Annotated in this window: 1 pseudogene; it reads right to left on the minus strand. The window is 62.0% G+C overall.

What is annotated here, in order from left to right:
• Nucleotides 1-61: 61 nt before the first annotated feature.
• Nucleotides 62-234 (minus strand): annotated as a pseudogene (locus F6X40_RS41780) (Hsp20/alpha crystallin family protein); the annotation flags it as partial.

Genomic DNA, 234 nt, shown 5'->3' on the forward strand with positions numbered 1-234 from the left:
CTAACGGCCCGACTCGCCCGATGTTCCCCGCGACCGGGGCACTTCTTGCCTGTTTGGCCTGGCCGATGTCGATCGTGCGACTCGTGGATCGCGCCGGCTCCGATTTCGGCACGGTCAACGTGAGCACACCGTTATCAAATTTTGCCAATGCGTGATCGGGGTCGGCGTTTTCCGGCATCGGAATCGTGCGCATGAAGCTTCCATAGGCGCGCTCGAGCCGGTAGCAGCCGTCTT

The organism is Paraburkholderia sp. UCT31 (assembly GCF_014397655.1).
Classification (GTDB): domain Bacteria; phylum Pseudomonadota; class Gammaproteobacteria; order Burkholderiales; family Burkholderiaceae; genus Paraburkholderia; species Paraburkholderia tuberum.